We start from the raw sequence: 23,356 nt of genomic DNA, 5'->3' as shown, positions 1-23,356 counted from the left end.
AACGGGCGGTGCGGCGTACCAGAGATCAGGAAGCGCCGAGACGCTCCAGGATGAGGTCGCGGACGGTCTTGGCATCCGCCTGGCCGCGCGTGGTCTTCATGACCGCACCGACCAGCGCGCCCGCCGCCGCCACCTTGCCGTCGCGGATCTTCGCCGCGATGTCCGGGTTCGCGGCGATGGCCTCGTCCACCGCGGCCGTGAGCGCACCGGTGTCGTTGACCACCTCGAGCCCGCGGGACGCCATCACGGCCGCCGGGTCACCCTCGCCGGCCACGACACCCTCGAGGACCTGACGGGCCAGCTTGTCGTTCAGCTTGCCGTCGTCGACCAGCTTCTGCAGCTCCGCCACCTGGACCGGCGTCGCGCCGGCCTCGGAGAGTTCGACACCCAGCTCGTTGGAGCGCCGGGCCAGCTCACCGAGCCACCACTTACGCGCACCGGCCGGCGACGCGCCCGCCGCGATGGTCTCCTCGATCAGCTCGACGGCACCCGCGTTGGCCGCGGACTGCATGTCGCTCTCGCTGATGCCCCACTCCTCGCGGAGCCGGGCCCGCTTGACGCTGGGCTTCTCCGGCAGGGCCTCCCGCAGCGAGGTCACCCACACCGGGTCCGCGGCGATCGGCACCAGGTCGGGCTCCGGGAAGTACCGGTAGTCGGTGGCGGTCTCCTTGGACCGTCCCGAACGGGTGTCGCCGGTGGTCTCCTGGAAGTGCCGGGTCTCCTGGAAGATCTTGCCGCCGTCGTCGAGGATCCCGGCCTGGCGGATGATCTCGGAACGGACGGCACGCTCCACGGACCGCAGCGAGTTGACGTTCTTCGTCTCGGTCCGCGTACCCCAGTCGTCGCCCGGCAGGTTCAGCGACGTGTTCACGTCACAGCGCATCGAACCCTGCTCCATGCGCACGTCGGAGACGCCGAGGGCACGGACGATGTCCCGCAGCTCGGCCACATACGCCTTGGCGACCTCCGGGGCGAGCGCGCCGAGCCCCGGAACCGGCTTCGTCACGATCTCGACCAGCGGGATGCCGGCCCGGTTGTAGTCGACGAGCGACTCGGTGGCACCGTGGATGCGACCGGTGGCGCCGCCGACGTGCAGCGTCTTACCGGTGTCCTCCTCGATGTGCACCCGCTCGATGCCGATGCGGTACTCCTTGCCGTCCACGGTCACATCGACGTAACCCTCGACGCAGAGCGGCTCGTCGTACTGCGACGTCTGGAAGTTCTTCGGCATGTCCGGGTAGAAGTAGTTCTTCCGGGCCATCCGGCACCACTCGGCGATGTCGCAGTTCAGCGCGAGGCCGATCTGGATGGTCGCCTCGATCGCGGCGCGGTTCATCACCGGCAGGGCGCCGGGCAGGGCCAGACAGACCGGGCAGGTCTGGGTGTTCGGCTCGGCACCGAAGTCGGTCTTGCACCCGCAGAACATCTTGGTCTTCGTGCCCAGCTCGACGTGCGTCTCCAGGCCGATCACCGGCTCGTACCGGGTGAGGACATCCTCGTAGCTCATCGTCGGCTCCATCGGCTTGGCGTGCGGGACAACATTCCTAGATTAATCGGCCGGTCCTGACAAATGCGTTCGGGTCTCGTCACGAGGTCCGGCCCCTTCGCGGCCGATAGCCGAGGTCGGCGATGGCCCTGACCGTGCATTCACGAACGGCCAGAAACGAGGGTACGGTCGTGAGCACGTCCAGCGAGATCGCCTCGGCGAGTTCCTCGTAGAAGTCCTCGATCGGGCGGCCCAGCCGATCGACCAACCGGCGGATCGGCTCCTTCGGTTCGCCGATCCTCTCGACGTCCCTCGGGCGACCGGGCACCCCGAGATCGGCGTCGGCCCATCGGACCCCGAGCACACTCCGCAATGCATTCCCGTCGGCGAGCACCCAGGCCTCGGACTTGCGGACCGGGACGACCGGGACCCATCTCTCGGGGCGGGACGTCCCCCACGCCTCGGCGAGCGGGTCGAGCCATTCACGGCGTACCCGGTCGGTGTTGCCGTCCTGATCCCGGTGAACGAAGACCAGGTGGAAGGTGTCGGCGTTCGCCTCGACCACACCGATGATCTCCGGAACGGTGGGCGGGCGTTGCCGACGGCGGAGCACCGTGACCTGGTCGACGTCCACATCGTCGGCGAAGTCCGTCGCGCAGACGTCCTCCAGGGAACGGCGCAGCAGGAAGGGCAGGAACCGGTCGTCGGAGGAACCCTCGGCGATCAGAGCCGATGTCAGGAACCGCATCAGGCCTCCAGCGCCTGGCGTACTTCGAAGTCCGCGATCTCGGCGGGACTGATCAGGCGCCGGTTCGGATCCAGGTCGTCCTGAGCCGCCAACGCGGGCCGGCGGCCGGCCGAGATGAGCCGCGGTTGCGTCACCTTGCTGCGGGACCGGCCTGGAAGAATTCGTGTCACCGTCGTCAGGAAGACCGCATCCGGCCGAACCCCGTCGTCCTGAGCCGGTCCCAGCGCTCGCAGGATCGCCGGCGAGTGGCTGGTGAGGAGCACCTGTGTGAGCGGTGCGACGGGATCCTCGTCGCGCGACCGGACAGCCCTGTCGACCACCGCGCGAAGACGCTGAATCAACGTGATCAAGCGCTGCGGGTAGATGCCGTTCTCCGGTTCCTCAAAACACAGCACCCCCGAATGAGCGGGGTCGTAGGCCGCGGTGAGAAGTGCCGCCGCCCGGAGGGTGCCGTCGGAGGCGACCCGCGCAGAGACGGCTTCGCCGCGGCCCCGGGCCCGAAACTCGATCTCCCGGCGACGCCTCCTGCCGTCCTCGTCGATCTGCACGCCGCTGACGTCGGAGATGACACCGGCGAGATCCGCGGAGATGTCGCCGAGGACACCGTCCGGGCGATCCGGCGTGGCCGTCAACCCCGCGATCCGGTGCAATGTATTGGGTAGGTGCGCACCGTCAGAGCCTAGAATGTCGGGTTCGTCGTACCCGTCCGGTCGTCGTAGTGCCGCAGGATCGAGGTGCAGATTCCGCCAGGATTCCAGTTCCCGTTTCAGCGCGAAGAGCGTCGCCGACTCGCTCGTCGTCCCGATGACCGACAGAACGGTCGCCGTCGCGTTCGCCGCGGGTAAGGCCACGCTGTGGGCATCGGGGGATTCGTGCCGGATTTCGAATCGTCGCGCCGCGGGCGGCCCTACGGTGTCCAGGAAGCGGAAGTCGCCGTCCACCGCCCGGAGGGATTCGTGCACCACGTATGGCCGTGAGCCCACCGACTGCGGCCGAAGCTGGATGACCAACTCGTAGCGGACCCGAACGACGCTCAACTCCCGGGTCGCGCCGAACGCGTCGGTGATCGTGCCGTCCAGCAGCACCTCGACCGCGAACCGCATCTCCGTACCGCTGCGGCCCTCAGCGTCGCGGTGGAAGATCTCGGAGATGTCACCGCGGACGTGCTGGGCCGCCTCGGCGACCGGCTGACCGGCCAGCCGGGAGAGGAACCGGAGCGCATCGAACAGGTTTGACTTGCCGGCGCCGTTGCGCCCCAGCACCACCAGGAACGGCGGCACGTCCAGGGCGAAATCGCGGAAGGTCTTGAAGCCGTCGATCTCGATGCGAGTGAGCACTCCGGTTCCTCCTGAGACTAGAGCGCCGGCGGGGTGAGCGTGCCGACGGCGGACTCCAGCGCGGCGGCGACCCGGTACATCCGGTCGTCGGCCATGGTGGGGGCCATGATCTGGAAGCCGACCGGCAGGCCCTCGGAGAGCCCGCAGGGGACCGAGATGGCCGGCCCGCCGTACAGGTTCGTCGGGATGGTGAAGAGGTCGGCGAGGTACATCTGGTACGGGTCGCTGGTGCGCGACCCGAACGGGAACGCCGTGAACGGGGTGGTCGGCGAGACGAGGACGTCGACCTGCTCGAACGCGGACTGGAAGTCCCGGGTGATCAGGGTGCGGACCTTCTGCGCCTGACCGTAGTACGCGTCGTAGTAGCCCGACGAGAGCGCGTACGTGCCGAGGATGATCCGGCGCTTGACCTCCGGGCCGAAGCCCTCGTCGCGGGTCAGGGACATGACCTCTTCGAGGGAGCGGTTGCCGTCGTCGCCGGTGCGCAGGCCGTACCGCACGCCGTCGAAGCGGGCCAGGTTGGAGGAGGCCTCGCTGGGGGCGATCAGGTAGTAGGCCGGGAGGGCGTACTCGAAGTGCGGGCAGGACACCTCGACGATCTCGGCGCCCAGCTTGACCAGGGCGTCCAGCGACTCCCGGAACGCGGCGGTCACGCCGGGCTCGGAGCCGTCACCGGCGAACTCCTTGACGATGCCCAGCTTGACGCCGGTCAGGTCCCCGTTCTTGCCGAGCCGCGCGGCGGCGACCACGTCCGGAACGGACTGGTTGATCGACGTCGAGTCGCGCGGGTCGTGGCCGGCGATGACCGCGTGCAGCAGGGCCGCGTCCTCGACCGTCCGGGCGCAGGGCCCGGGGGTGTCCAGCGACGAGGAGAACGCGATCAGGCCGTAGCGGGACGTGCCGCCGTAGGTCGGCTTGGCGCCGACCGTGCCGGTGACCGCGCCGGGCTGACGGATCGAGCCGCCGGTGTCGGTGCCGATGGCCAGCGGCGCCTCGTAGGCGGCGATGGCGGCGGACGAGCCACCACCGGAGCCGCCCGGGATGCGACCGAGGTCCCACGGGTTCTTGGTCGGGCCGTAGGCCGAGTATTCGGTCGACGAGCCCATCGCGAACTCGTCCATGTTGGTCTTGCCCAGGATCGGCATGCCGGCGGCCTTGAGGCGCGCCACGATCGTCGCGTCGTAGGGCGGCTTCCACCCCTCGAGGATCTTGGAGGCGGCGGTGGTCGGGATGCCCTCGGTGGCCACCACGTCCTTCACCGCGATCGGCACACCGGCCAGCGGACCGGTGACCTCGCCCCTGTCGACCCGCTCCGCCGCGGCCAGCGCCTCGGCGCGGGAGACGTGCAGGAACGCGTGCACCCGGTCGTCCACGGCCGCGATCCGGTCCAGGTGCGCGGTCGCCACCTCGACGGCCGACACCTGCTTCGTCGCGATCAGGTCGGCCAGCGACGCGGCGTTCAGCCTGGTCAGGTCGGTCACAGTCACTCCTCCTCGTCCAGGATGCGCGGCACCCGGAACCGGCCCTCGTACGCGTCGGGCGCCCCGGAGAGGGCCGCCTCCTGCGTCAGGCTCGGAGTGGGAACGTCCTCGCGGTACACGTTGGTCAGCGGAACGGAGTGGGAGGTCGGCGGGATGCCGTCCGCGGCCACCTCACCGACCCGGGCGACCGACTGCAGGATCACGTCGAACTGCCCCGCAAATCGATCGAGTTCCTCTTCGGTCACGGCGAGCCGCGACAGGCGCGCCAGGTGCGCTACCTCTTCGCGGGAGATGGCGGCCATCCTGCCCCCTCGTTGCTTGACGGAATACACGTAAGCCGAGATTCTATTTCGCCCCGATTCCTCGGCCGGATCGGGCGGTACCGGTTCACCCAGTCCGTCAACGCGGCGGCGGGCATCGGGCGGGCGTGGAACCAGCCCTGGGCGGCGTGGCAGCCGAACGCGGCGAGCATCAGCCAGCTCGCCTCGTCCTCCACACCCTCGGCGACGGCCCGCAGTCCGAGCGCCTCGGCCAGGTCGATCACCGAACGGACGATCGCGGCGTCCCCGTGCGCGGTGGTCATCCCGAGGACGAACGAGCGGTCGATCTTCACCTCGGACAGCGGCAGGCGGCGCAGGTGCTGCAGGGACGAATAGCCGGTGCCGAAGTCGTCGAGCGAGATCGCCACCCCCATCCGGTGCAGCCGGGTCACCGTCGCGAGGACCCGGTGCGGGTCGGCCATCAGCGCCGACTCGGTGATCTCCAGTTGGAGCAGGTCGGCGGGGACCCCGTAGCGGTGCAGGAGCGCGCCCACCCGGTCGGCGATGTCCCCGGCGTGCAGGTCGCGGGCGCTGACGTTGACGGCCGCCCGCAGCGGCCGGCCCTGTTCGCGCCACCGGGCGAGCTGGCCGATCACCTCCTCCAGCACCCGGGCGGTGAGCAGGCGCATCACCGGCGTCGGCTCGGCCACCCGCAGCAGCTCCGCGGGCCCGACCAGGCCGCGGCGCGGGTGCCGCCAGCGCAGCAGCGCCTCGACGCCCACCACCTCGCCGGTCGCGATGGCGATCTGCGGCTGGTAGTAGAGCACTATCCCGTCGCCGGGCGGGTCCTGCCGCAGCGTGCTGCGCAGGTCGGCGAGCAGGGCGAGACGGTCCGGCGCGTGGTGGGTGGCGTCCGGCCCGTGCACCGCGATCTGGTCGCCGCGCTGTTTCGCCTCGTACATCGCGGCCTCCGCCTCGCGCAGCAGGGTGCTGCCGTCGCGGCGGCCGGACTGCAGGGCGATCCCGATCGAGGCGCTCAGCTCGACGGTGGTGCCGTCCAGCGGGAACGGGCGGCTCAGCGCCTCGGCCAGGTGCTGGGCGATGCCGCGGGCCGAGGACGGGCCGTCGACCCGGGTGGCGAGCACCGCGAACTCGTCACCGCCGAGCCGGACCACCAGGTCGTGGTCGGGGACGACGTCGGTCAGCCGGTCGGCGACCCGGGTCAGCAGGCGGTCGCCGGCACCGTGGCCGAGCGCGTCGTTGACCGTGCGGAACCGGTCCAGGTCGAGCAGGAGCAGGGCGCGGCGCCGGTCGGTGCCGGGGTCGGCGGTGGCGGTCTGCAACGCCCGGCGGTTGGGCAGCCCGGTGAGGGCGTCGAAGCGGGCGGCACGTTCGGATTCGCCGGCCCAGCGCACCGTCCGGTGCACGGCGTGCAGCGCGAGCAGGGCGAGCGGCAGCAGGGCCGGGCTGACCCGCGCGGCGACCAGCACCACCGGCCCGAGCAGCAGCAGGGCGGCGGTGGCCAGCAGGTCCGCGTGGCCGCGCCGGCGGTGCGGCCGGGGGCGCCCGTCGGTGGTCCAGCGGCGGACCAGGGCGGCCACCGCGTACCGGGCGGCGATCCAGGCGGCGGCCGCGGCGCAGGTCAGGGCCGCGTCGCGCCAGTCCGGGCCGGGTCCCAGGCGCAGTGAGGCGAGCCCGGCCACGGCGGCCGCCGCACCGAGCGCCACGGTGTGCTGGAGGGCGAGGTGCAGGGTGCGGCGCTGGGGTTGCCGCATGCGTACGCCCGCCACCGCCACCGCCGCCAGCTGGACGACCAGCGCCGGGGCCGGTCCCCAGGCCAGCAGGATGGCGAAGGTGAAGCAGATCGACGGCAGGATGACGGCGCTGGCCCGCCGGCCGGGCACCACGTAGGGCCGGGCGTCCACGACGAGCGCGAGTGCCGCCATCGCCCAGAAGGCGGTGGGCAGCCCGGCGAACGACGCGCTGTGGGCGGCCCAGAGCAGCAGGTCGGCGCCGAGGACGGCGACCGACGTGACGATCATCGTGCGCCGGAGTCGCGGTCCGGCCATCCGCGGGCAAGCGGCATCCATGTGACCTCCACGATGGCCTCGATCACCGATCGAATACACCATAGATCCATATGGCGCGTTGTACGCGAAACCGACTACCTGCTAATTAAACCGGCAATAGCCCCACGCTGCGCATTCGCCTCTATTTCACCCGGTAGTGTCCACCTCGGCGACCGCGCGGGCCGCCTCCGGACCGTCCGCCAACAGGACCGCGAACCCGGCCTCGTCGAGCACCGGCACCTTCAGCGACAGGGCCTTGTCGTATTTACTGCCGGGGTTGTCGCCGACCACCACGAACCCGGTCTTCTTCGACACCGAACCGGTCACCTTGCCGCCCCGCGAGGTGATCGCCTCGGCGGCCTGGTCGCGGGTGTGACCGGCCAGCGTGCCGGTCACCACGACGGTCAGGCCCTCCAGCGGGCGCGGCCCGGTGTCCACCCGCTCGTCGGCCATCCGCACCCCGGCCTCGCGCCACTTGCGGACGATCTCGCGGTGCCAGTCGACGGTGAACCACTCGCGCAGGCTCGCGGCGATCGTCGGCCCGACCCCGTCCACCTCCGCCAACGGGTCCACCGCGGCGACCGGCTGGGAGACGATCTCCTCGATCGCGGCCATCGAACCGAACTCGCGGGCCAGCGCCTGCGCCGCGGTCGGCCCGACGTGCCGGATGGAGAGCGACACCAGCACCCGCCAGAGCGGGCGTTCCCGCACGCCGGCCAGGTTCTCCAGCAGTTTGGTCGCGTTGGTGCCGAGGCTGCCGTCCTGGTTGACGAAGAACGGCGAGCGCCGCAGGTCGTCCTCGGTCAGGGCGAAGATGTCGCCCTCGTCGGTGACGATGTGCGCGTCGAGCAGCGCCTGGGCGGCCTTCCAGCCGAGCACCTCGATGTCCAGCCCGTTGCGCGAGGCCAGGTGGAAGACCCGCTCCCGCAGCTGCGACGGGCACGACCGGGTGTTCGGACAGCGGATGTCGACGTCGCTCTCCTTGGCCGGCGCGAGCGGCGTGCCGCAGGCCGGGCACTCGGTCGGCATCACGAACGCCCGGGCGTCGGCCGGCCGCAGCTCCATCACCGGGCCGAGCACCTCCGGGATCACGTCACCGGCCTTGCGCAGCACCACCGTGTCGCCGATCAGGACGCCCTTGCGGACCACCTCCTGGGCGTTGTGCAGGGTCGCCTGCGCCACCGTCGAACCGGCCACCTTGACCGGCTCGAGCACCGCATACGGCGTGACCCGGCCGGTGCGTCCCACATTCACCGCGATGTCGAGGAGCTTGGTGTTGACCTCCTCGGGCGGGTATTTGTAGGCGATGGCCCATCGGGGTGCCCGGCTCGTCGACCCCAGCCGGCCCTGGATCGCCACCGCGTCGACCTTGACCACCACGCCGTCGATCTCGTGCTCGACCGAGTGCCGGTTCTCCGCGTAGAACGCGATGAACTCCCGCACCCCGGCCAGATCGTCGACCAGCCGCCACCGGGTGCTCGTCGGCAGGCCCCAGGCCCGCAGCGCCTCGTAGGCGTGCGACTGCGAGGCCGGGGTGAACCCCTCGCGCGCCCCGATGCCGTGCACCACCATGCGCAGGCCCCGGGACGCGGTGATCCGCGGGTCCTTCTGCCGGAGGCTGCCGGCGGCCGCGTTGCGCGGGTTGGCGAACGGCGCCTTCCCCTGCTCGACCAGGGTCGCGTTGAGGCCGGCGAACGCCTCGCCCGGGAAGTAGATCTCGCCGCGCACCTCGAGCAGCTCGGGCACGTCGTCGCCGGTCAGCCGCTCCGGGATCTCGCGGATGGTCCGCACGTTGGGCGTGACGTCCTCCCCGGTGCGCCCGTCGCCGCGGGTCGCGCCGCGCACCAGCCGGCCCTTCTCGTAGGTCAGGTTGATGGCCAGGCCGTCGACCTTGAGCTCGCAGAGGAACGGGACCGGGCCGCCGGCGTCGCGGATCGTGCGCTCGGCCCAGGCGGCCAGCTCGCCCTCGTCGAAGACGTTGTCGAGCGACATCATCCGCTCGGCGTGCTCCACCGGGGTGAACAGGGTGGAGAACGACCCGCCCACGTTCTGCGTCGGGGAGTCGGGGGTGCGCAGCGCCGGGAACTCGGTCTCCAGCGCCTCGAGCTCGCGCAGCATCACGTCGAAATCGGCGTCGGACACCGTCGGGGCGTCGAGCACGTAGTAGCGATATTGATGCCCGCGAACCTCGTCGGCCAGCTCCGCGTGCCGGGCACTGGCCTGTGACGTGGGGTCCTTGACAGCGTCGGACACCGGAACCTCCTGAGACTGAAACCTAAGAAGGCACGGTAGTCGCCCCCACCGACAGAACGGGGGTCACACCTCGGCGATACGCCGTCCGGCCTCGGAGCAGGCCTTCAGAACATCCCGCGCGTACGACGGAGAGGCCCCCGCCAGACCGCAGGCCGGCGTGATCACCACCTGCCGGGGCAGCAGCGCGGCCGGGAAGCCCAGCCGCTGCCAGAGGGTCTGGACCCGGTCGGCGATCTGTTTCGACGTGATCCGGCCACCGGCGGCCGGGGTGGTCGGCGCCGCCCCCGCGAAGATCGCCAGCCCGGCCTCGATCGCCTCGCCGAGCGGGTCCAGATCGGTGAGCAGCGACAGGTCGAGGGCGACCGCGGTCGCACGGGCGTCCCGCACCACCTGCAGCGGCAGTCCGGGCGCGCAGCAGTGCAGCACCACCGGCACACCGACGGCCTCCACCACGGTCCGCAGGCCGGTCGCGGCGTCCGGGCCGTCCACCTCCCGGTAGGCCGACAGCCCGCTCTCGGTCGGCACCCGACCGGCCAGCACGGTCGGCAGCGACGGCTCGTCCAGCTGGAGCAGGACCGTCGCGCCCGGCACCCGTTTGCGCACCTCGGCGACGTGCCGGCGCAGACCCTCGGCGAGCGAGTCGGTCAGGTCCCGCACCGCGCCCGGATCACGCAGCATCCGGCCGCCGATCGGCAGTTCGAGGCTCGACGCCAGGGTCCACGGGCCGGCCGCCTGGATCTTCAGCGGGCCGGTGTAGCCGTCGGCCTGCTGGGTGAGCTGGTCCAGGTCGCGTTCGAGCAGGTCGGCGGTGCGGCGCATGTCCTTGCCGGGGCGGGACGCGATCTGCCAGCGGCCGGTGTAGAGCTGCACCGGCATCTCGACCAGGAACCCGGCGCCGCGGCCGATGATGTCCGCGCCCGGGCCCCGGGCCGGGAGCTCGGGCAGGTGCGGCAGGCCGGGCAGCTCACCGATGACGATCCGCTGGGCCTCGGCGATGTCGGTGCCGGGCAGCGAGCCGATGCCGGTGGCGACGCCGGCCTCCCACGGGAAGTCAGGCATGGGCGGACGCCCGGGTGCCGGCCGCGATGGTGGCCGAGCCGAGCACGATGTCGCCGTCCGGGTCAGGCTGGTAGGCGACGATGGCCTGACCGGCGGCGACGCCGCGGGCCGGGCTCTTCAGCCGGGCGGTCACCAGGCCGTCGGAGATCGACACGTCGGCGTCGACGACATCCCCGTGCGCCCGCAGCTGCACCTGAATATCCGACATCTCCGAAAAATTCATTTGAATCGGCCGAGTCGCCGTCACCGTGTCGACCTCGAGATCCTCGCGCGGCCCGACAGTCACCGTGTTCGTCACCGGAGTGATCGACAGAACGTAGCGCGGACGGCCGTCTGCGGCCGGGACCCGCAGGTCCAGCCCCTTGCGCTGACCCACGGTGAAACCGTAAGCCCCGTTGTGCGTGCCGAGCGTCTCCCCGGTGCGCCCGTCGACGATGTCGCCCGGCGCGCTGCCGAGCCGGCTCTCCAGGAAGCCACGCGTGTCACCGTCGGCGATGAAACAGATGTCGTGCGAGTCGGGTTTGTCCGCCACCGCCAGACCACGGGACGCCGCCTCGGCCCGGACCCGCTCCTTGGTCCAGTCGCCGAGCGGGAACATCGCCCGGTCAAGCTGCTCACGGGTCAGCACGGCCAGCACATACGACTGGTCCTTGGCCAGGTCGACGCTGCGGCGCAGCAGACCGTCGGCGCCCAGCCGCGCGTGGTGGCCGGTCACCACCGCGTCGAAGCCCAGGGCGATCGCCCGGTCCAGCACCGCCTCGAACTTGATCTTCTCGTTGCAGCGCAGGCACGGGTTCGGCGTGCGCCCCGCGGCATACTCCCCGACGAAATCGTCGACGACGCTCGCATGGAACTCCTCGGCCATGTCCCACACGTAGAACGGGATGCCGATCACATCGGCGGCGCGGCGTGCGTCCCGGGAATCCTCCAGGGTGCAACAACCGCGGGCGCCGGTGCGGAACGTCTGAGGGTTGCGCGACAGCGCCAGGTGGACGCCGGTGACGTCGTGCCCGGCCTCCCGGGCGCGCGCGGCGGCGACCGCTGAATCGACGCCACCCGACATGGCCGCAAGAACTCGCATGGACGAAGCCTATCTGGGTGTCTTCCACGCCCCTGCCCGGCGGGCCCGCTCGACCGCCCCCGGCAGCACTGCCAACAGCGCGTCCACGTCCGCCTCGACGCTGTCGTGTCCCAGGGTGAAACGCAGCGACGAGCGGGCCCGGGCGTCGTCGGCACCCATCGCCAACAGCACGTGGCTGGGCTGGGCCACCCCTGCCGAACAGGCCGAACCGGTCGAGCAGTACACCCCCTGCGCGTCCAGGAGCATCAGCAGCGCGTCGCCCTCGCAGCCGGGGAAGGAGAAGTGCGCGTTCCCCGGCAGCCGGTCGCCCTCGGCACCGTTGTAGATCACATCCGGGACGGCCTCACGAACCCCGGCCACCAGGACGTCACGCAGGGCGGCGACGCGGGCGGCGTATTCCGCGCGGGTCTTCACCGCGGACTCCACCGCTGTCGCGAACGCCACCACACCGGCCGTGTCCAGCGTCCCGGAACGCACGTCGCGTTCCTGGCCGCCGCCGTGCAGCAACGGCGTGCACGGCACGTCCCGGCCCAGCAGCAGCGCGCCCACCCCGACCGGGCCGCCCACCTTGTGGCCGGTCAGTGTCAGCGCCGAGGCGCCGCTCGCCGCGAAGTCGACCGGCACCTGACCGACCGCCTGCACCGCGTCCGTGTGGAAGGGCACACCCGCGGCCGCCGCCAGCCGGGCCAGCTCGGCGATCGGCTGCACCGTGCCGACCTCGTTGTTGGCCCACTGCACGCTGATCACCGCGAGCCGGTCGGCACGCTCGCCGAGCACCGCGGCCAGTGTCTCCGGCGTCACCCGCCCACTGCCGTCCACGTCCAGCGAGACCACCTCGGCGCCCTCGTGCGCGCCCAGCCAGTCGACCGCGTCGAGCACCGCGTGATGCTCGACCGACGAGGAGGCCACCGCGGTCCGCTCCGGCCCGGCGGTCCGGCGCGCCCAGAAGACGCCCTTGACGGCCAGGTTGTCGCTCTCGGTGCCGCCGCTGGTGAACACCACCTCGCTGGGCCGGGCCCCGAGCGCCGCCGCGACCCGCTCCCGCGACTCCTCGACCAGCCGGCGCGCGTTACGCCCGGCCGCATGCAGCGACGACGGATTGCCGACCTCCCGCGCCGCGGCGACATAGGCGTCGAGCGCGGCGGGAAGCATCGGCGTGGTCGCCGCGTGATCCAAATACGCCATCGTTCCCCAGCTTAGGCTCAGGTTCCGGAGATCAATTCAACGGATCAAATCAAGATCATGTCGTAGCGGGGTGGGCGGTACAGACCGTCGCTCCCGCCGAGGACCCGGCGGACTTCGCTGGCCGCTGGCGCGTCCACAACGCTCAGGCCACCGGGTGGCCTGCGTGAGTGGTTGCGCCCGAAATCAACCCCGGAACCCGGCTCCTGCTTCCGGGGTGGGGGACTTTGGGCGTACCCCTGAAAAAGGCCCGGCGGAAAGCCGCCGGGCCGTCTTCAGATGGTGGTTCTACTTACGCTTGCGGATCTCGTCGGCGGCCTGCGGGACGACCTTGTTGAGGTCGCCCACGACGCCGTAGTCGGCCAGCTCGAAGATCGGAGCCTCGGCGTCCTTGTTGACGGCGACGATCGTCTTCGAGGTCTGCATGCCGGCCCGGTGCTGGATCGCACCGGAGATGCCCAGCGCGATGTAGAGCTGCGGCGACACCGTCTTGCCGGTCTGGCCCACCTGGAACTGGTGCGGGTAGAAACCGGAGTCGACCGCCGCACGGGACGCGCCGACCGCACCGCCGAGCAGGTCGGCCAGCTCCTCGACCAGCGCGAAGTTCTCCGCGGAGGCGACGCCGCGGCCACCGGAGACGACGATCGACGCCTCGGTGAGCTCGGGGCGGGAGCCCTTCTTCTCGGCGACCCGCTCGACGACCCGGGTCAGCTTGTCGGCGTCGCTGACCGCGACGGTCAGCTCCTCGACGGCCGGGGTGGCCGGGGCGACCTCGGGGGTGACCGAGTTCGGGCGGATGGTGACGATCGGCAGGCCGCGGGTGACCTTGGACTTGACGATCGTGGAGCCGGCGAAGACCACCTGGGTGGCGGTGCCGTCGGCCTCGACCGCGACCGCGTCGGTGAGCAGGCCGTTGTCCAGCTTGATCGCCAGGCGGCCGGCGATCTCCTTGCCCTCCTGGGTGGAGGCGAGCAGCACGGCGGCCGGCGACACCGACTTCACCAGCTCGGCGACCACGGTGGCCTTGGGGGCGACCAGGTAGTTCTGCACGTCCTCACCGGACGCGGCGTAGATCTTCTCGGCGCCGTACTCGGCGAGCTTCTCGCTCACCGCCGCGACGTCGCCGAACACCACGGCGCTCGGCGTGCCGAGTCCGCGGGCGATGGTCAGCATCTCGAGCGTGACCTTCTTGACGCCGGTGGCCTCCGAGGCCTCGACGACGACCAGTACCTCAGCCATGTCTCTCTCCCCTGTCCCGGCTCAGACGAACTTCTCGGTGGCGAGGTACGCGACGAGTTGCTCGCCGGCCGTGCCCTCATCGACGATCTTGGCGCCACCGGCGCGCGGCGGCCGCTTGGCGAACTCGACGACGCTGCTGGAGGCACCGGCGAAGCCCACCTCGTCGGCGGAGACGCCCAGGTCGCCCAGGGCGAGGCTCTGCACCGGCTTCTTCTTGGCGGCCATGATGCCCTTGAAGGACGGGTACCGCGGCTCGTTGATGGTGTCCCAGACGCTGACGATCGCCGGGGTGGAGGCGGTGAGCACCTCGTAGCCCTCGTCGGTCTGCCGCTCGATGGTCAGCTGGGTGCCGTCCACGGTGAGCTTGCGGGCGCCGGTGAGGGCGGCCACACCGAGACGCTCGGCCAGCATGTGCGGGACCACCTGGACCCGGCCGTCGGTGGACTCGGCGCCGCACAGGATCAGGTCGGCGTCGAGCGTGCCCAGAGCGGCGGCGAGCACCTTGGAGGTGGCCACGGCGCACGAGCCGTGCAGCGCGTCGTCCTGCACGTGGACGGCCTTGTCGGGGCCCATGGACAGGGCTTTGCGGATCGAGTCGGTCGCGCCGGCCGGGCCGACCGTCAGCACGGTCACCTCGCCGCCGTGCGCTTCCTTGATCTTCAGGGCTTCCTCGATGGCGTATTCGTCCATCTCGTTGATGACGTTGCCCGAGCCGCGTTCGATCGTGTTGTCGCTCGCGCTCAGGGTGCGCTCGGCACCGGAGTCGGGTACCTGCTTCACCAGTACGACGATGTTCATCGCGCTCCTACGACCCTCCTGAATTGAACGCACCGTTGCAGTCGGCCCTGCCGCCCGCCCGAAGCCTGCCCGGCCGTTTCACATTGCGGCAAGGTTACCCGCCAGTAGCTTCAGTGTTGCCGGCCACCCAGAGTGACACACCTCACCCGTGAGGCGATCGGGATCGCTACAGTGGGCAATGAGGGGGTGTCACGACATGTCCGGCCAAAACGTAACGCTGGTGGACGGGTGGACGCCGCCCGCGTCCCATACTCCACCACGCCCGGAACACGCCGAGCCGCAGACCCACGGCCGCGTCGCCCCGGACTCGCCGTGGTGCCGGTGCGGCCATCTGCGCGAAGGCTGCGTCAGTGACGAAGTCCGCATCCTCTGGCACGGCATTCTCGACCCGGCAGGTCAATAATCGGCCACGTGTCAGGTGGCCTTTCGCTGTGGTTCGACCGGGATCCCCGCTCCGCGACGGGGCGCACCCCCGACTACCGGTTCTCGCTGGCCAACGAACGCACGTTCCTCGCCTGGATCCGCACCGGGCTGGCCCTGATCGCCGGCGGGCTGGCCTGCGCCCAGTTCCTGCCGCCGCTCCCGGTCGCCTACCTCCGCGAGATCATCGCGATCCTGCTGCTGGTGCTCGGCGGTCTCGTGGCGCTACGGGCCGTGGACCACTGGGCACGCACCGAACGGGCCATGCGGCTCGGCACCGCGCTGCCCCGCTCCCGGTTCCCCGCCGTGCTGGCGATCGTCGTCGCACTCGGGGCGGTGGCCCTGATCGCCGCGGTGCTCATCCAGGTCACATGAGCTGCGCGGAACACGCCCACGACCCCGGCGCCTGCCCGGCCGAGCCGCGGGATCCGGGCGCCTCACCGGAACGCACCCGCCTCGCCTGGCGGCGCACCACCCTGTCCGCCGCGGCGGTCGCCCTGCTCGCCGTCCGGCCCGCCTTCGACCCCGGCGCCGGACCGGCACAATGGCTGGTCACCGCCCTCGCCATGCTCGGCTGGACGGCGATGGCGGGCCTCTCGCTGCACCGCGCGCGAGGCCTGCGGGACAGGTTTCCGGCCGTCGCGCCCCGCTCGATCACCGCCTACGCGACGATCACGGTGGCCCTCGCGGTCCTCAGCGGATGGGTTGTCATGCTCTGATCGTCGCCGGGATGGCATACGCGGGGCATCATTGCGAGCATGGTCCGGTTGTTCATCCTTCTGGCAGCGGCGGCGCTCGTCCTGCTCATTCTGGCCCTCATCAGTGGCCTCGCCGCGGACCGCGTCCGGAACCTGCCGCGCGCGCTCTGGATCGTGGTGATCCTGCTCATCCCGATCGCCGGGCCGATCGCCTACCTCGCCTGGGGCCGCCCGGTCACCCGCAGCACTCCACGACGTGCTCCACGCCCCGCCTCCCCGGACGACGACCCGGACTTCCTGCGCTCGATGGACGTCGACAAGTCGCGGCGCGACGGCGAGTCGCTCAGCCAGTGGGAACGCGAGCTGAACCGCGACGACGAGCAGCAGCAGCCCTAGTGCCCGCCCTGCCGGTCAGGCGAGGTTCGCACTGCGCGGATAGGCGTCGGCCGGGTCGGTGAGCACGTTCACCAGATAGGGCACCCCGGCGTCGAAGGCCCGGCGCAGCGCGGGGGCGATACCGCTCGCCCGGTCCACGGTCTCGCCGGCCCCGCCGAGGGCGCGGACCACCGCGTCGTACCGCAACCCCGGCTGCAGGTCGGCGGCGACGTCGTAGCCGTACATCGCCCGCATCGGGTGCTTCTCCAGACCCCAGACACCGTTGTTGCCGACCACGATCACCACCGGCAGGTTCTGCCGGACCAGGGACTCCACGTCCATCAGCGAGAACCCGGCCGCCCCGTCGCCCAGCAGCACACAGATCTGCCGGTCCGGGAACGTCACCCGGGCCCCCATCGCGTAACCCATGCCGGTGCCGAGACAGCCGAACGGCCCCGGGTCCAGCCACGTCCCCGGCCGGGCCGGTTCCAGGTACCGGCCGGCGTACGAGACGAAATCCCCGCCGTCGCCGATCGTCACCGCCTCCGGTTCGAGGATCCGGCGCAGTTCCCCGTACACGCGGGCGGGTCTGACCGGATCCGACGCGGCCGTCATCTCCTCGGCGTCGCGGGCCCGCCCGGCGTCCTCAGCCGACCGCAGCCCGGCCAGCCAGTCCTCGTGCGAGGCCCGCGCCCCGGTGTAGCCGGCGAACGCGGCCAGGATCCGGCGCAGGTCACCGGCGGGCGAGACGGCGGGTTCGACGTGCGCGGCCCGCTGCGACGGGGCGTCCACCACGTGCACCACGGCGGCGTCGCCGAACTCGCCGAAACCGAGCCGGAAGTCGAGCGGCGTGCCGATCACCGCGACCACGTCGGCGGCGCTCAGGGCGGCCTTACGGGCCCGGGAGAACGCCAGGGGATGACCGGGCGGCAGGGCTCCCCGGCCCATCCCGTTGGTGAACACCGGCGCCCGCAGCGTCTCGGCGGCGGCCCGCAACTCGGCGACGGCGTCCCCGGCCCACACGTCCGACCCGGCGACGATCACCGGGCGGGCCGCGGTGGCGAGCAGTTTCGCGGCCCTGGCCACCTCGTCCGGGTCGGCCTCCAGCACCGGGACCGCCGGTTCGCCCGGCGGGGCCGCCTGCGCCGTGGAGAAGATCACTTCGAGGGGCAGGTCGAGGAAGACCGGGCCGCGGTGCGGCGTCCGGGCCACGGTGAGCGCCGCCGCGATCTCCCCCGGGATCGACGCGGTGGCGGTGACCGTGGCGGCGTACCGGGTGACCGGGGCGACCAGCGGGACGTGGTCGAGTTCCTGCAGGCTGCCCGCGCCCCAGCGGAACCCGGGCGCCCGGCCGGCCAGCACCAGGACCGGCGAACCGTTGAAGTGGGCGCTGGTCAGGCCGGAGATGCCGTTGGTCACGCCCGGCCCGGCCGTGAGCACCGCGAGACCGGGACGGCGCTGCAGCTTGGCGACCGCCTCGGCGGCGAAGACCGCGGACTGCTCGTGGCGCACGTCGTACAGGCCGAAGCCGGACTCGTGCGCGGCCGCGTAGAGCGGGAACACGTGACCGCCGGACAGCGTGAACATCTCGGTGACACCGTGCGCCCGCAACGCCGCGAGTGCCAGCTCCCCGCCGTGCCCTTCGATCATCACCGCTCCTCGCCGTCTACGCCACGCCCAGCAACCTCAGGATGTCGTTGAAGACGTCGATCGCGTCCTGCTCCAGGGGGTTGCCGTTGGCGTACCCGTAGGCGAGCACCAGCGCCGCGATCGGCACCAGGATCATGGTGAGCAGGCTCAGCACGATCTGCAGGAACCGCAGGAACCCACCACGGCGCCGGGTCTTCCGCGCCTTGCCGGCCGGGGCCTGCGGCTCCGTGGCCCGCGACGTGGCCGGGGCCGGGCGCGGCGCGGCGGCCACCGCACGGCCCTGCGACGCCGGGCGCACCGACCCCATCGCGGGCGAGACCGGACGGGTCTGCGCCGCCACCGGGGAGATCGGCCGGGCGTGTGCCACCACCGGGCGCGTCTGCCGCGGCACGCGCGGCGCCGGTCCGGCATTCCCCGGGAGTACGCCGGAAGCACCGTTCCGCTGCTGCGGCAGTGCCCACGCCTCCCGGGGCGGCGGTGTCGCGGCCGCGGTGGCGTCCGGGTCCGGCCGCCAGGAGGCCGGGTCGGCGTCCGGCCACGGGTCGACCGGCGGCCGTAGGTGCACCGGCAGGTCCTCCGGCGCGATGTCGTCGGCGACCGGCTCCGGCCGCAGGTCCACCCGCAGCTCGGTCTCGGCGTCGTCACCGGGCAGGTCGGCGGAGGTGAGACGGGCCGTCTCCCGGTCGTCCTCGATCTCCGCCGACGACGGCTCGTCGGCGGCGGCCGCGGCCGCCAGCACCGCGGACGGGCGGGACGGGACCGGCGTGGTGGCCGGCCGGCCCACCGGCACCGCGATGACGGCTGACGTCTCGGGCGGGGTGTCCAGGCGGTACTTCGACGGCAGGCGCATCTCGGTCGTCGGACCGGGTGCGGCGGGCTCGCTGGTCAGCAGGGCGGCACCGGCCAGGATGCTGCCCTCGGCCACCACCAGCTCCGGCTGCTCGATCACCACCGGCGGGTCGCCCAGCGCGCGGTGCAGCAGCGTCGCCACCAGCGGGATCCGGCTCGCGCCGCCGACCAGGAAGACCCCGGCCAGCCGGCCCTCCTTCAGGTCCGCCCAGCGCAGGATGTTCTCGGTCACCTTCACCGTCTGGTCGAGCAGCGGACGGGCCACCGTCTCCAGTTCGTCCCGGGTGAGGTGCGCCTCGACGTCGAGCAGCGGCACCACGAAGTCGGCCGACTGCGCCCGGGAGAGCCGCTCCTTGGCGATCCGGACGTCGTCCCAGAGCTGGCGCCGGGCCCGGCGCTCCTCGACCGTGCCCGGCTCCATCAGCGGGGCCCACTCGTCGGACTTCAGATGCTCCACGACGGCGGCGTCGACGTCCAGGCCGCCCAGGTCGTCCCGGCCGTCGACGGCGAGCACCTCGAACCCGGACGAGGTGCGGGCCACCACGCTGGCGTCGAACGTGCCGGCACCGAAGTCGTGCACCACCACGACCGAACCGATCGGCACGTCCCGGCCGAGGACCTCGGCGAAGTAGGTGGCCGCGGCGACCGGCTCGGCGACCAGACGGGCACCCTCCAGCCCGGCCCGGGCGGCGGCCTCGGCCAGCAGCGTGCGGCGGGTCGCACCCCAGGTCGCGGGGCAGGTCAGCGTGACCTCGGGGTGATACGGGCCGACGGCACGGTGCCACTCCTCAGCGACCCGGGCCAGCACCGCGGCGATCAGCTCGACGGTCTCGAACTCCTGCTCGCCGAGCAGCACCAGGCCGTCGTCCACCCGGCGTTTCGGGTTCGGCTCGAACCGGGCCGGGTCCAGCCGCGCGCTGTGCACGGCGTCCCGGCCGACCAGCAGGGTGCCGTCGGCGGTCGCGTACACCGCGGAGGGAAGCAGTGGGGAGCCGTCGACCAGGATCGGGCGGGCGCGGCCGTCCGGCCATCGCGCCACGGCGACGGTGTTCGAGGTCCCGAAGTCGACGCCGAGGGCGTACCGCTTCGGACCACCCTGGTCGATGGACATGACCGCAGTGTAGGCAATGACCGGCCGGAACCGTTTGATCCACTACCGCCCGGTGAACTTCGGCTTCCGCTTCTCGACGAAGGCGGTGGTTCCTTCCACCCGATCGTCGGTGGCGAACAGCCCCGCGAACAGGTGCGACTCCAACGCGAGTCCCGAGGCCAGGTCCATGTTCAGCCCGGCGTCGACGGCCTGTTTCGCCGCGCGCAACGCCAGAGCGGGCCCGGTGGTGTACGGCCGGACAAGGTCCACGGCTGTCGTGAACACGTCCGAAGACGGCACGACACGGTCGGCGAGTCCGATTCGCAGTGCCTCCTGCGCGTCCACCATCCGGCCGGAGAAGATCAGATCCTTGGCGCGGGCCGGGCCGACCAGACGGGCCAGCCGCTGGGTGCCGCCGGCCCCCGGGATCAGGCCCAGCCGGATCTCCGGCTGACCGAGCTTCGCGTCGTCGGCCACCACCCGCCAGTCGCAGGCCAGCGCCAGCTCACAGCCACCGCCCAGGGCATACCCGGTGATCGCCGCCACCACCGGCTTGGGGATCCGGGCGACCGCGTCGAACGCGCTGGAGAGCGCCTCGGCCCGGGCCACCATCTGCTGGTAACCGACCGTGGTGAACTCGGTGATGTCGGCGCCGGCCGCGAACACCGTCCCGCTGCCGCACACCACCACGGCCCGGACCGTGTCGTCGGCGGCCGCCTCGTGCGCGGCGGCCCGCAACTCCTCCTGGACACGGGTGTTCAGGGCATTCATCGGTGGCCGGTCCAGCCGGATGGTGCCGATGCCCTCAGCTGTCTCCCACCGTACGAACTCGCCCACCGTGCCTCCCTCGTCCGGTGCCGTTTCGCCGCCAGCCTACGACGGGTAACAGATACATTGGGTCCCCTGGGGAGGGAAAGATGACCACGTACTACCGGGATCCGGAAGTGCTGATCACCACATCCGGAGTCCGGATGAACGGCCGCGAGTTCCGGCTGCCCGACCTCCTCCAGGTCTGGTACACCCGGGGCGCACGCTCGTGGGGAGTGATCGTCTTCCGGGGCGCTCTGGGCCTGGCGATCCTGATGCCGCTGCTGCTCGGCGCCCTCGCCGTCGGCATCGCGCTGCTGATGGACGCGTCGATCGGCAACACCGCCGCGCTGGTCGTCGGCGGCATCCTGATCGGCCTGGCCACCGTCCCCGTCGCCGACCTGCTGCTGGAACGCGTCGACCGGTCCTACGACCGGGGCAGCCGCAGCATGGAGATCTGGGGACGGGTGCCGGACGGCGAGGTGCTGCTGCTGCGCACCACGAACGCGCAACGGTTCGGCCGGATCTACCGCGCCCTGCAACGGGCCCTCGAGCCGGCGGCCCACCGATGAGACGCGACGCCGCGGGCCTGGCCGCCCTGCTCGCCACCGCCGGCGTGCTGCACTTCGCCAGACCCCGCCCGTTCGACAGCATCGTGCCGCGGTCCCTGCCCGGGTCGCCACGCACCTGGACCTACCTGAGCGGCGCCGCGGAGATCGCCGTGGCGGCCGCGGTGGCCCACCCGCGCACCCGGCGTGCCGGTGGGCTGGCCGCCGCCGCGCTCTTCGCCGCCGTCTTCCCCGCCAACGTCAAGATGGCCGTGGACTGGCGGCACGCCCCGCCCGCGCGCCGGGCCGTCGCGTTCGGCCGGTTGCCGCTGCAGGTCCCGCTGATCGTCTGGGCGCTCCGCGCTTCCCGTCCCCGCCCCGATCAAACCTCCTCGCCGAAACCCTGACCTGCGGATTCCGCGATTCTCCCAGTGCCGGGTCGCCGGAACGGGAACCATCGAAGGCACTATGAAGGCCACTCGGGTACGCCCTACGGGCAAGGAACGGACGTTCAGCGACAACGAGCTGATCGTCACGAAGACCGATACGCGCGGTGTGATCACCTATGCGAACGACGTCTTCCTGCGCATCTCGGCATTGGACGAGGAGGACGCGGTCGGACAGCCGCACAACGTGATCCGTCACCCGGACATGCCCCGGGCCGTCTTCAAACTGCTCTGGGACACCCTCAAGGACCGGCGGGAGATTTTCGCGTACGTCGTGAACCTCGCCTCCGACGGCGCGCAGTACTGGGTGTTCGCCCACGTCACACCCTCCTTCGACGACAGCGGACGGGTGGTGGGGTACCACTCCAACCGCCGGGTCCCGACCCGGGCCGCGATCACCGCCGTCGAGGAGCTGTACGGGGTGCTGCGCAACGCGGAACGCCGCCACGACCGGGCGCAGGACGCGACGATGGCCGGCAGCGCCGCCCTCGACCAGGTGCTCGCCGAACGCGGCCGCACCTACGACGAACTGGTTTGGGAACTCGCCACAGGAGGACGCCGATGAGCCGTGAGGTGGAGACCGAGGAGGAGGCGCTCTACATGATCGCCGACGTGTGCCGTCGCGGCGCCGGTGGCGATCTCGAGGCGCGGGTGCCCCCGCTCGGCGAATCCGAGGCGGCGATGGACGCCCGGCTCGCCATCAACGAACTGCTGGACCGGACCGACGCGTTCGTCCGCGAGGCCGGGGCGTCGTCGGCGGCCAGCGCCAACGGCGACTTCCACAGGCGGTTCCTGGTCGCCGGCATGGGCGGGGCGTACCGCCGGGCCGCCGAGCAGATCAGCAACTCCGGCGACGCGATGAGCGAGAACGCCGCGAAGATCGGGGAGGCGGCCAAGGCCCGGCTGGCACTCGCCGACGAGCTGGAGTCCACGGTGCTCTCCGTCTCCGAGCAGATCTCCACCTCGGCCGTGGAGATGGGACGCTCGGCGAGCGGGCTCTCCGACTTCGCCCGGCACGCGGTCACCGACGCCGAACAGGGCCTGGAGACGGTCACCGAGCTACGGCGCTGCTCCGGTCAGATCCGGCACGCGGTCGACCTGATCAACCGGGTCGCCATGCAGACCCAGTTGCTCTCCCTGAACGCGTCGATCGAGGCGGCCCGCGCGGGCGCCGCCGGCCGCGGGTTCTCGGTGGTGGCCAACGAGGTCAAGACCCTGGCCAACGAGACCGGCGAGTCCAGCGGCGAGATCATGGACCAGGTCGACGCGGTGCAGCAGGCGTCCGCGGACGCGGTCCGGGTCCTCCGCTCGGTCACCGACAAGATCAAGGAGATGAGCGGGCTGATCGACGGGATCGCGTTCGCCGTCGAGGGCGGCGAGACGACCGAGGAGAGTGGCCTGACCCAGCTCGCCGACGTCCTCAAGGTGGAGGTCCAGCGTTTCCTGGTGACCGCCCGGGCCTCCTGACCACCCGGCCGTC

The 23,356-nt window shown here is 71.8% G+C and carries 22 protein-coding genes; 7 read left to right on the top strand and 15 right to left on the bottom strand.

From position 1 onward, the window contains the following. Positions 1-25: 25 nt before the first annotated feature. The 12 genes from gatB to WH85_RS14990 form a co-directional block, all read right to left on the bottom strand. Positions 26-1,507: an Asp-tRNA(Asn)/Glu-tRNA(Gln) amidotransferase subunit GatB gene (gene gatB / locus WH85_RS15045; protein ID WP_425394645.1), complete on the bottom strand. Its 1,482-nt coding sequence runs from the start codon at positions 1,505-1,507 to the stop codon at positions 26-28. Between the two features lie 79 nt (positions 1,508-1,586). Continuing rightward, positions 1,587-2,234 (bottom strand): DUF4276 family protein, encoded by a 648-nt coding sequence (locus WH85_RS15040; protein ID WP_045742474.1) that lies wholly within the window; start codon positions 2,232-2,234, stop codon positions 1,587-1,589. Beyond that, positions 2,234-3,571, bottom strand: coding sequence for an AAA family ATPase (locus tag WH85_RS15035; protein ID WP_052720467.1), 1,338 nt, complete (start codon positions 3,569-3,571; stop codon positions 2,234-2,236). The genes WH85_RS15040 and WH85_RS15035 overlap by 1 nt, the downstream gene beginning before the upstream one ends. Before the next feature lie 17 nt (positions 3,572-3,588). Beyond that, on the bottom strand, positions 3,589-5,052 hold the full coding sequence (gene gatA, locus WH85_RS15030) for an Asp-tRNA(Asn)/Glu-tRNA(Gln) amidotransferase subunit GatA (RefSeq protein WP_045742473.1): 1,464 nt from the start codon (positions 5,050-5,052) through the stop codon (positions 3,589-3,591). Between the two features lie 2 nt (positions 5,053-5,054). After that, on the bottom strand, positions 5,055-5,354 hold the full coding sequence (gatC, locus tag WH85_RS15025) for an Asp-tRNA(Asn)/Glu-tRNA(Gln) amidotransferase subunit GatC (RefSeq protein ID WP_045742472.1): 300 nt from the start codon (positions 5,352-5,354) through the stop codon (positions 5,055-5,057). Then, the gene (locus WH85_RS15020; RefSeq protein ID WP_083449012.1) at positions 5,327-7,402 is read right to left on the bottom strand and encodes a putative bifunctional diguanylate cyclase/phosphodiesterase; all 2,076 of its coding nucleotides are present in this window, start codon (positions 7,400-7,402) and stop codon (positions 5,327-5,329) included. Before WH85_RS15020 ends, gatC begins: the two co-directional genes overlap by 28 nt. A gap of 126 nt (positions 7,403-7,528) precedes the next feature. Continuing rightward, positions 7,529-9,634 (bottom strand): NAD-dependent DNA ligase LigA, encoded by a 2,106-nt coding sequence (gene ligA, locus WH85_RS15015; RefSeq protein ID WP_045742471.1) that lies wholly within the window; start codon positions 9,632-9,634, stop codon positions 7,529-7,531. 63 nt (positions 9,635-9,697) lie between these two features. Continuing rightward, on the bottom strand, positions 9,698-10,693 hold the full coding sequence (locus tag WH85_RS15010) for a uroporphyrinogen decarboxylase/cobalamine-independent methonine synthase family protein (protein ID WP_045742470.1): 996 nt from the start codon (positions 10,691-10,693) through the stop codon (positions 9,698-9,700). Beyond that, positions 10,686-11,774 carry a tRNA 2-thiouridine(34) synthase MnmA gene (gene mnmA, locus WH85_RS15005; protein ID WP_045742469.1) on the bottom strand — a complete coding sequence of 363 codons (1,089 nt, stop codon included), beginning with the start codon at positions 11,772-11,774 and terminating at the stop codon, positions 10,686-10,688. Before mnmA ends, WH85_RS15010 begins: the two co-directional genes overlap by 8 nt. Before the next feature lie 9 nt (positions 11,775-11,783). Continuing rightward, positions 11,784-12,959 (bottom strand): cysteine desulfurase family protein, encoded by a 1,176-nt coding sequence (locus WH85_RS15000; protein WP_045742468.1) that lies wholly within the window; start codon positions 12,957-12,959, stop codon positions 11,784-11,786. 285 nt (positions 12,960-13,244) lie between these two features. Continuing rightward, positions 13,245-14,195, bottom strand: coding sequence for an electron transfer flavoprotein subunit alpha/FixB family protein (locus tag WH85_RS14995; RefSeq protein WP_045742467.1), 951 nt, complete (start codon positions 14,193-14,195; stop codon positions 13,245-13,247). A 21-nt stretch (positions 14,196-14,216) separates the two neighbouring features. Then, positions 14,217-14,993, bottom strand: a complete 777-nt coding sequence (locus tag WH85_RS14990; RefSeq protein WP_045742466.1) for an electron transfer flavoprotein subunit beta/FixA family protein — start codon at positions 14,991-14,993, stop codon at positions 14,217-14,219. Positions 14,994-15,404: 411 nt separating this feature from the next. On the opposite strand from WH85_RS14990, the gene WH85_RS14985 reads away from it, so the two are divergent. The 3 genes from WH85_RS14985 to WH85_RS14975 are packed head-to-tail and all read left to right on the top strand — an operon-like array spanning position 15,405 to position 16,507. After that, entirely contained in the window at positions 15,405-15,788 is a 384-nt protein-coding gene (locus tag WH85_RS14985; protein ID WP_045742465.1) for a YidH family protein, read from the top strand. Continuing rightward, positions 15,785-16,132, top strand: a complete 348-nt coding sequence (locus tag WH85_RS14980) for a DUF202 domain-containing protein (protein ID WP_045742464.1) — start codon at positions 15,785-15,787, stop codon at positions 16,130-16,132. The genes WH85_RS14985 and WH85_RS14980 overlap by 4 nt, the downstream gene beginning before the upstream one ends. Before the next feature lie 39 nt (positions 16,133-16,171). Next, positions 16,172-16,507, top strand: a complete 336-nt coding sequence (locus WH85_RS14975) for a PLD nuclease N-terminal domain-containing protein (RefSeq protein WP_045742463.1) — start codon at positions 16,172-16,174, stop codon at positions 16,505-16,507. A gap of 15 nt (positions 16,508-16,522) precedes the next feature. On the opposite strand, the gene WH85_RS14970 is transcribed toward WH85_RS14975, so the two are convergent. Genes WH85_RS14970 through WH85_RS14960 form a run of 3 tightly spaced genes read right to left on the bottom strand, consistent with a single transcriptional unit; the run spans position 16,523 to position 20,912 of the window. Then, on the bottom strand, positions 16,523-18,136 hold the full coding sequence (locus WH85_RS14970; protein ID WP_045742462.1) for an acetolactate synthase: 1,614 nt from the start codon (positions 18,134-18,136) through the stop codon (positions 16,523-16,525). A gap of 16 nt (positions 18,137-18,152) precedes the next feature. Then, positions 18,153-20,096 carry an Hsp70 family protein gene (locus tag WH85_RS14965; protein WP_045742461.1) on the bottom strand — a complete coding sequence of 648 codons (1,944 nt, stop codon included), beginning with the start codon at positions 20,094-20,096 and terminating at the stop codon, positions 18,153-18,155. A gap of 42 nt (positions 20,097-20,138) precedes the next feature. Then, positions 20,139-20,912 (bottom strand): enoyl-CoA hydratase/isomerase family protein, encoded by a 774-nt coding sequence (locus WH85_RS14960; protein ID WP_045742460.1) that lies wholly within the window; start codon positions 20,910-20,912, stop codon positions 20,139-20,141. An 80-nt stretch (positions 20,913-20,992) separates the two neighbouring features. Here WH85_RS14960 and WH85_RS14955 point away from each other — a divergent pair, with 80 nt between their 5' ends. The 4 genes from WH85_RS14955 to WH85_RS14940 all read left to right on the top strand — a co-directional run bounded on the left by WH85_RS14955 (position 20,993) and on the right by WH85_RS14940 (position 23,343). Further along, positions 20,993-21,454 (top strand): DUF6232 family protein, encoded by a 462-nt coding sequence (locus tag WH85_RS14955; protein ID WP_045742459.1) that lies wholly within the window; start codon positions 20,993-20,995, stop codon positions 21,452-21,454. Beyond that, positions 21,451-21,837 carry a DoxX family protein gene (locus WH85_RS14950; protein WP_045742458.1) on the top strand — a complete coding sequence of 129 codons (387 nt, stop codon included), beginning with the start codon at positions 21,451-21,453 and terminating at the stop codon, positions 21,835-21,837. The genes WH85_RS14955 and WH85_RS14950 overlap by 4 nt, the downstream gene beginning before the upstream one ends. A gap of 61 nt (positions 21,838-21,898) precedes the next feature. Further along, positions 21,899-22,441, top strand: a complete 543-nt coding sequence (locus WH85_RS14945; protein ID WP_045742457.1) for a PAS domain-containing protein — start codon at positions 21,899-21,901, stop codon at positions 22,439-22,441. Beyond that, positions 22,438-23,343, top strand: coding sequence for a methyl-accepting chemotaxis protein (locus WH85_RS14940; RefSeq protein WP_045742456.1), 906 nt, complete (start codon positions 22,438-22,440; stop codon positions 23,341-23,343). Before WH85_RS14945 ends, WH85_RS14940 begins: the two co-directional genes overlap by 4 nt. Positions 23,344-23,356: the final 13 nt, after the last annotated feature.

It is taken from the genome of Actinoplanes rectilineatus (assembly GCF_000962825.1).
In the GTDB taxonomy this organism is placed as follows: Bacteria; Actinomycetota; Actinomycetes; order Mycobacteriales; family Micromonosporaceae; genus Actinoplanes; species Actinoplanes rectilineatus.
Note: the sequence above shows the minus strand (reverse complement) of the source record. Positions and strands in the feature narration are given on the sequence as shown.

Excerpts from the sequence above, each read along its gene's own strand:
- WH85_RS14940 (WP_045742456.1), top strand. The coding sequence starts at position 22,438 with ATGAGCCGTGAGGTGGAGACCGAGGAGGAGGCGCTCTACATGATCGCC.
- WH85_RS14945 (WP_045742457.1), top strand. The coding sequence starts at position 21,899 with ATGAAGGCCACTCGGGTACGCCCTACGGGCAAGGAACGGACGTTCAGC.
- WH85_RS14965 (WP_045742461.1), bottom strand. The coding sequence starts at position 20,096 with ATGTCCATCGACCAGGGTGGTCCGAAGCGGTACGCCCTCGGCGTCGAC.
- WH85_RS15010 (WP_045742470.1), bottom strand. The coding sequence starts at position 10,693 with ATGCCTGACTTCCCGTGGGAGGCCGGCGTCGCCACCGGCATCGGCTCG.
- WH85_RS14955 (WP_045742459.1), top strand. The coding sequence starts at position 20,993 with ATGACCACGTACTACCGGGATCCGGAAGTGCTGATCACCACATCCGGA.
- gatC (WP_045742472.1), bottom strand. The coding sequence starts at position 5,354 with ATGGCCGCCATCTCCCGCGAAGAGGTAGCGCACCTGGCGCGCCTGTCG.
- WH85_RS15040 (WP_045742474.1), bottom strand. The coding sequence starts at position 2,234 with ATGCGGTTCCTGACATCGGCTCTGATCGCCGAGGGTTCCTCCGACGAC.
- WH85_RS15000 (WP_045742468.1), bottom strand. The coding sequence starts at position 12,959 with ATGGCGTATTTGGATCACGCGGCGACCACGCCGATGCTTCCCGCCGCG.
- WH85_RS14970 (WP_045742462.1), bottom strand. The coding sequence starts at position 18,136 with ATGATCGAAGGGCACGGCGGGGAGCTGGCACTCGCGGCGTTGCGGGCG.
- WH85_RS15020 (WP_083449012.1), bottom strand. The coding sequence starts at position 7,402 with ATGGATGCCGCTTGCCCGCGGATGGCCGGACCGCGACTCCGGCGCACG.
- WH85_RS14980 (WP_045742464.1), top strand. The coding sequence starts at position 15,785 with ATGAGCTGCGCGGAACACGCCCACGACCCCGGCGCCTGCCCGGCCGAG.
- WH85_RS14950 (WP_045742458.1), top strand. The coding sequence starts at position 21,451 with ATGAGACGCGACGCCGCGGGCCTGGCCGCCCTGCTCGCCACCGCCGGC.
- WH85_RS14990 (WP_045742466.1), bottom strand. The coding sequence starts at position 14,993 with ATGAACATCGTCGTACTGGTGAAGCAGGTACCCGACTCCGGTGCCGAG.
- gatB (WP_425394645.1), bottom strand. The coding sequence starts at position 1,507 with ATGAGCTACGAGGATGTCCTCACCCGGTACGAGCCGGTGATCGGCCTG.
- WH85_RS14975 (WP_045742463.1), top strand. The coding sequence starts at position 16,172 with ATGGTCCGGTTGTTCATCCTTCTGGCAGCGGCGGCGCTCGTCCTGCTC.
- WH85_RS14995 (WP_045742467.1), bottom strand. The coding sequence starts at position 14,195 with ATGGCTGAGGTACTGGTCGTCGTCGAGGCCTCGGAGGCCACCGGCGTC.
- mnmA (WP_045742469.1), bottom strand. The coding sequence starts at position 11,774 with ATGCGAGTTCTTGCGGCCATGTCGGGTGGCGTCGATTCAGCGGTCGCC.